3 protein-coding genes are annotated in these 6,768 nt (G+C 65.4%); all 3 read right to left on the bottom strand.

Going from position 1 to position 6,768, the window contains the following annotated elements; genetic code table 11:
• Positions 1-117 precede the first annotated feature (117 nt).
• On the bottom strand, positions 118-1,320 hold the full coding sequence (locus PMI42_RS33880) for an efflux RND transporter periplasmic adaptor subunit (protein ID WP_008143586.1): 1,203 nt from the start codon (positions 1,318-1,320) through the stop codon (positions 118-120).
• Positions 1,307-4,486 carry an efflux RND transporter permease subunit gene (locus PMI42_RS33875; protein ID WP_008143585.1) on the bottom strand — a complete coding sequence of 1,060 codons (3,180 nt, stop codon included), beginning with the start codon at positions 4,484-4,486 and terminating at the stop codon, positions 1,307-1,309. Before PMI42_RS33875 ends, PMI42_RS33880 begins: the two co-directional genes overlap by 14 nt.
• 168 nt (positions 4,487-4,654) lie before the next feature.
• Positions 4,655-6,349 carry a methyl-accepting chemotaxis protein gene (locus tag PMI42_RS33870; RefSeq protein ID WP_008143582.1) on the bottom strand — a complete coding sequence of 565 codons (1,695 nt, stop codon included), beginning with the start codon at positions 6,347-6,349 and terminating at the stop codon, positions 4,655-4,657.
• Positions 6,350-6,768: the final 419 nt, after the last annotated feature.

The following is a 6,768-nucleotide window of genomic DNA, read 5'->3' as shown; positions in this document are numbered from 1 at the left end:
GGGTGGGCAAAGCGAAGCGTGCCCACCACCTTCATGTGATCCGGAAAGACTGGTGGGCACGGCGCAAGGGCGCCTTTGCCCACCCTACGAGACCTTCGTCCTGGGCACGAAACCGCCTCAGCTCTTCGGAGCCTGCTTCTCCGACGCCGTGGCCGGCTTGCCTTTGGCGCCGGGGCCGACGACGCGCACTGCATCGCCATCGGACAGACCATCCGGCGGGGCCGTGATGACGCGGTCATCGGCTGCGATCCCCGAGGCGAGCTCGATCTCGCGGCCGAGATCGCGCGCGATGGTCACGGTCTTGAACAGCACCTTGTCGTCCGCACCGACCGTCGCAACGCGCAGGCCGCTGCCGTTGAAGATCAGCGCGCTGGCGGGAATGCTCAGCGGCGCGGAGTCGCGCTGAAGGTTCAGCTTCACGCTGGCATAGCCGCCGGGCATCAGCTCGCCTGAGGAATTGTCCAGGCCAAGCTGCATGCGCGTGGTGCCCGAGGCGACGTCGACGGCCTGCGAGGAGGCCTCCACGGTCGCCTGGAACGTCCGGTTCGGATACTCCGGCAGCACGATGGTGGCCTTGGCGCCGATCTTGATCGCCGGCACGTAGTTCTGGGGCACGTTGACGTAGACGCGCAGCTTGGTGATATCCGAGACCACGAACATGGCCGGGCCCGAGCCGCCGCCGGCATTGATCAGCGCACCGACGTCGGTGTCGCGCGCCGTCACCACACCATCGAACGGCACCGTGATCTTCTTGTAGCCGGCCAACGCCTCAAGACGCTCGACATTGGCCTGCCCGGAATGGACGGCCGCATTCTTGTTGGAGAGATCGGCGGTGCGCTCGTCGATCTCCTGCGCGGAGACGAAGTTCGAGGCCACCAGCGTCTTGCGGCGGTTCAGCGTCGCCTCCGACAGCCGGGCGCTGGCCTGCTGGCTGGCGAGGTCGGCGCGGGCCTGCAACAGCTGCTGGTCGAGGTCGGGCGCCTCGATCTCGGCGATCACCTGCCCGGCCTTGACGCGCGCGCCGATGTCGGCGCTCCAGCTCTTCAGGTAACCCGACACGCGCGCGAAGATCGGCGCGCGGGAATAGGCTTCCAGCCGGCCCGGCAGGTCGAGGGTGGAATTGAGCGCCTTGGCGTTGGGCAGGGTTACCGCGACGCTGGAAACGGCCTGGTCGTCGGTCCATTCCTTCAGCCTGGAGCCCTGCTCCTCGCGGGCGCGGATGCCGGTGCCGATGACGAGGCCTGCCGCAATCAGCGCCACCACGCCGACAATGCCCAATTTCCGGCGCGACACCGGCGGACGGGATTCAGTGGGCGACATGCGCGGTCTCCAAGGGGGCGGCGGCTTTGGCGCCTTGTTTCTTGTGTACCATACTGAACACCACGGGAACAAACATCAGCGTGGCGAAGGTTGCAAAGATCAGGCCGCCGATCACCGCGCGCCCGAGCGGCGCGTTCTGCTCGCCGCCCTCGCCCAGCCCCAGGGCCATCGGCGCCATGCCGATGATCATGGCGAGCGCAGTCATCAGCACCGGGCGGAACCGGACGAAGCCGGCCTCGAGCGCCGCCGCGATGGGATCGCCAAGTTCCTCGTAGCGCTCGCGGGCGAAGGAGATCACCAGCACGCTGTTGGCGGTGGCGACACCCATGCACATGATGGCGCCGGTCAGCGCCGGCACGGACAATGTGGTTTCGGTCGCGAACAACATCCAGACGATGCCGGCGAGTGCGGCCGGCAACGCGGTGATGATCACGAACGGATCGGACCAGGACTGGAAGTTCACGACGATCAGGAAGTAGATCAGCACGACCGCGCCGAGCAGGCCGAACAGCAGGCCGGTGAAGGCGCTGTTCATGGTCTGCACCTGGCCGAGCAGCACCACGGAAGAGCCCTTCGGCACCTCCTTGGCGGTATCGGCGATCACCTGGCGGATATCGGCGGCGACCGCGCCGAGATCGCGGCCCGACGTCGTCGCAAAGATCTGCACCATCGACTGGATGTCGTATTGCGAGACCACCGCGCTCGAGGTCGAGCGCTTGATGTCGGCAATGCCGCCGAGGATCGGCGACTGCGCATTGCCGGTCGCGGTGATCGGCAGCGTCTGGAGCGCGCTCAGCGAGTCGATCTGGTATTGCGGCGTCTGCATCACGATCGAGTAGGACACGCCGTTGTCCGGGTTGAGGTAGTAGGTCGGCGCGACCTGCGAGGAGCCGGCGAGATTGACCACGAGACTGTTGGTGACGTCGCGCTCGGTCAGGCCGACATATTGCGCGCGGGTGCGGTCGACATCGATGTTGAAGGTCGGATTGTTCGGCGACTGCTGGATGCGCGCATCGGCAACGCCGGGAATCCTGCGGACCCTGGCCAGCAGGTTGTTGGCATAGGCAAAGTTGGCGCTGATATTGGCACCGCGGATCTGGAGATCGATCGGCGCCGGCGCACCGAAATTCAGGATCTGGCTGACGATGTCGGCGGGCAGAAACGCGAAGCTGACGCCGGGGAACAGGCGCGGCAGCTGCTCGCGCAGCACCTTGACGTGCTCCTCGGTCGGCTTGTGGCCTTCCTTCAGCTTGATCTGGATGTCGCCGTCCTGCGGGCCGATCACGCCGGTGTTGTTGTAGGTCATGTTGATGCCGGAGATCGGCATGCCGATGTTGTCGGTCATGGTCTCGATCTCGCCCGGGATCAGCTTGCGGACCGCCTTCTGCACGTCGGCGAGCTGGTTGGCGGTCTCCTCGACGCGCGTGCCCACTTGCGTGCGGACATGCATCAGGATGTTGCCGGCATCGACCGCGGGGAAGAAGTTGCGCCCCAGGAACGGCACCAGCGCGAAGGACGCGCCGACCACGCAGAGGAAGCCGATCACGAACACCGCGCGGTGCGCGAGCGCCAGCCCGAGGAAGTTATGGTATCCGCCGCGAATGCGCTCGAAGCGTGCCTCGAAGCCGCGCTGGAACCAGACCAGCGGATTACGCGATTTCGGCGGCGCGCCCTCATGATGCACATGAGGTTGCAACAGATAGTTCGCCATGGTCGGCACCAGCGTGCGCGACAGGATGAACGACCAGATCATCGCGAACATCACCGCTTCCGCCATCGGCACGAACAGGAAGCGCGCGACGCCGGTGAGGAAGAACATCGGCACGAACACGATGCAGATACAGAGCAGCGAGACGAAGGCCGGCGTCACGATCTGGTTGGCGCCGTCGAGGATCGACTGCTCAACCGGCTTGCCCTGCTCCAGATGGTAGTTGATGTTCTCGATCGTCACGGTGGCGTCGTCGACGAGGATGCCGACGGCGAGCGCGAGACCGCCGAGCGTCATGATGTTCAGCGTCTCGCCGATCGCCGACAGCATGATGATGGCGCCCAGCACCGAGAGCGGGATCGAGACCGCGATGATGATGGTCGAGCGCCAGCTGCCGAGGAACAGCAGGATCATGACGCTGGTGAGCAGCGCCGCGATCACGCCTTCGAACGCCACGCCCTCGATCGCGCCGCGGACGAACACCGACTGGTCGCCGATGAAGCCGATCTTCAGCGCATCCGGCAGCTGGTCCTTGACGTCGATCACCTTCTGCTTGATGCCGGCGATGATATCGAGCGTCGAGGTCGCGCCGGCCTTCAGCACCATCATCAGCACCGAACGGTTGCCGTCGACATGCACGATGTTGGTCTGCGGCGGATTGCCGTCGCGCACGGTGGCGACATCGCGCACATAGACCATCGCGCCGTTGACGGTCCTGATCGGGAGATTGCCGAGTTCGTCGATCTTGAGCGGCGAGTTGTTGAGCTGGATGTTGTATTCGAACTGGCCGATCTTCTGGGTGCCGACCGGCGTGATCAGATTTTGCGCGGCCAGCGCATTGGCGACGTCCTGGCCGGACAGGCCGCGGGCCTGGAGCGCGGTCGGGTCGAGGTCGATCTGGACCTGGCGCTGCTTGCCGCCGAACGGATAGGGGATCGCCGCGCCGGGCACGGTGACCAGGGGGGTGCGCAGATTGTTGATGCCGATGTCGGCGAGGTTCTGCTCGGTGAGGCCGTCGCCCGACAGCGCCACCTGGATGATCGGCACGGTCGAGGCGGAGTAGTTCAGGATCAAGGGTGGCGTCGCGCCCGGCGGCATCTGCTTGAGCAGCGTCTGCGAGATCGCGGTGACCTGCGCGTTGGCGGTGCGGATATCGACGTTGGGCTGGAAGAAGATCTTGATGATGCCAAAGCCGTTATAGGAATTGGCCGTGATGTGCTCGATGTCGTTGACCGTCGTCGTCAGCGCCCGCTGGAACGGCGTGGTGATGCGGCCGGACATCTGGTCCGGCGGCAGGCCGGTGTACTGCCAGACCACGCCGATCACGGGGATGCGGATGTCCGGGAAGATGTCGGTCGGCGTCCGCAGCGCCGCGAGCGGCCCGATGATGAGGAGCAGCAACGCCAGCACGACGAAAGTATAGGGCCGGCTCAGGGCAATACGGACCAGAGCAATCATTCGCCGGGTAATTCCAGGTCAAGCAGGATACGGAATCCGCCCCCACGGGGATCCTCCTCCCCCTTTACCTGAGCACCGGCGGAAACGCTAATCTCCGGCCGCCTTTCTGCATTCACTTCCCTGCTACCGCACTGCGAAATCGACATCGCAGCCATGCGGACGAACGGTTCATGCCGTACGGACCGAGTTCAGGAACTTGCCGACCTCGAGCTTGAGGCGGTTGGAGTCGCGGGACAGCATCTGCGCCGCCGAGAGCACCTGCGAGGACGCCGATCCGGTTTCGGATGCACCGCGCTGGACGTCGCCGACGTTGGAAGACACCTGCTGGGTGCCGCTAGCCGCCTGCTGCACATTGCGGGCGATCTCCTGGGTCGCCGCGCCCTGTTGCTCCACGGCCGCCGCGATCGCCGAGGATATCTCGGAGAGGCGCGCGATGGTGCCGGAGATTTCGCTGATGGCGCCGACCGAGTCGTTGGTCGCCGCCTGGATACCGGATATCTGCTGGCCGATCTCGCCGGTCGCCTTGGCCGTCTGTTCGGCAAGCGCCTTGACCTCGGAAGCCACAACCGCGAAGCCGCGACCGGCCTCGCCGGCACGCGCCGCTTCGATTGTCGCGTTCAGCGCCAGGAGATTGGTCTGACCCGCGATGGCATTGATGAGCTCGACGACGTCGCCGATCCGGGAAGCCGCCCGCGAAAGTTCGCTGACGCGGTCGGTGGTGGCGTGCGCCTGGCTGACGGCCTCGCTCGCGATCCGGGTGGAATCCTGCACCTGGCGACCGATCTCGCGAACCGACGACGACATCTCCTCGGCGGCCGACGCCACCGAATGGACGTTGGTGGAAGCTTCTTCCGAGCCGGCTGCGACGATGGTCGCCAGTTCCTGTGCCCGGCCCGCCGTCGAGGTCAGCGTCGAGGCCGATGCCTCGAGCTCGGTCGCAGCGGACGACACGGTCTCGACGATCTCGCCGATCGCCGCCTCGAAGCCGTCGGCAAGTTTCGTCATGCCGGCCTTGCGCTGCTCCTCGGCGCGGCGCTGCACCGCCTGAACCTCGTCGCGGCTGAAGCGGATGATGGTCTGGACGGTCTGGAGGTTGCGCAGCGCCTCGCCGATCTCGTCGTCGCGGCCGATGACGACGCGATTGTCGAGCTTGTCCTGCACGAGGTTGACCAGCGTGTCGTTGAGATGCTGCATCGGGCCCTGGATCGCGCGCATGGTCGCAATACCGGCGAAACCGACGATGGCGGCGCCGACCACAGCCAGCAGCGCCAGGACCAGGCTGGTCGTACCGCCCGTGGAGAGCGCGCCGCCGATGCCGAGCGCCAGCATGAACAGCGCCTGAAGCGTCATCGTCGTGACGAGACGCGCCTTCAGCGTCCCGGTGAAGACGCTGAATCGGTCGAGCAGCGAACGACGACGGATGATGCCTGCATCGACGCGATAGCCATGCGGCTTCTTCTCGCGGATCGCGGCGTAAACCTCTTCGGCAAGCTTGCGCTGGTCGGCGGGCAGCCTGGTGCGGATCGAGGTAAAGCCCGTGACCTGGCCGTTCTCCCGGATCGGGGACGCCGTCGCCAGCACCCAGTAGAAATCGCCGTTCTTGCGGCGGTTCTTCACAGCGCCGAGCCACGGCTTGCCCGCCTTCAGCGTGTCCCAGAGATTGTCGAACGCCTCCGGCGGCATGTCGGGATGACGGACGATGTTGTGCGGCTGGCCCATCAGTTCGGCCGACGTGAAGCCGGCGGCGGCGAGGAAGTCGTCGTTGAAGTAGGTGAGCTTGCCCTTGAGGTCGGTCCGGGAGACGATCAGCGTCTCGTCACTGACCGGATATTCGACGCCGGTAACAGGAAAATTCTTGCGCATCAAAGGCTCCACAACCCTGAAATGATTCCAATCGGGACTGCCGCCGCGTGAGACTGCCCTCGGTCAATTCTTGTAAATCCGCTTTAACCATCGATGAAACGACCTGCCCGCAAGACTACGGCTACCCCTCATAATGCTACCTGTGAGCGACATCATGCTACCGGCAAAACGAAAGAGGCGGCGCTTTTGGCGCCGCCTCTCGTCCGGTCGAGGGTTATGCGAGAGTTTACGCCGCGCGAACGTCGTTACGCCGCGCGGACGTCGTTACGCCGCGCGGACGTTGGTCAGGAACTTGCTGACCTCGCTCTTCAGCCGGCCCGAGTCGTTCGACAGCATCTGCGCCGCCGACAGCACCTGCGAGGAGGCCGAGCCGGTCTCGGTCGCGCCATGCTGCACGTCGGTGATGTTGGAGGAGACCT

Source organism: Bradyrhizobium sp. YR681, assembly GCF_000282615.1.
GTDB lineage: Bacteria > Pseudomonadota > Alphaproteobacteria > Rhizobiales > Xanthobacteraceae > Bradyrhizobium.
The sequence above is the reverse complement of the archived record's forward strand: the minus strand, read 5'-3'. Positions and strand labels throughout refer to the sequence as shown.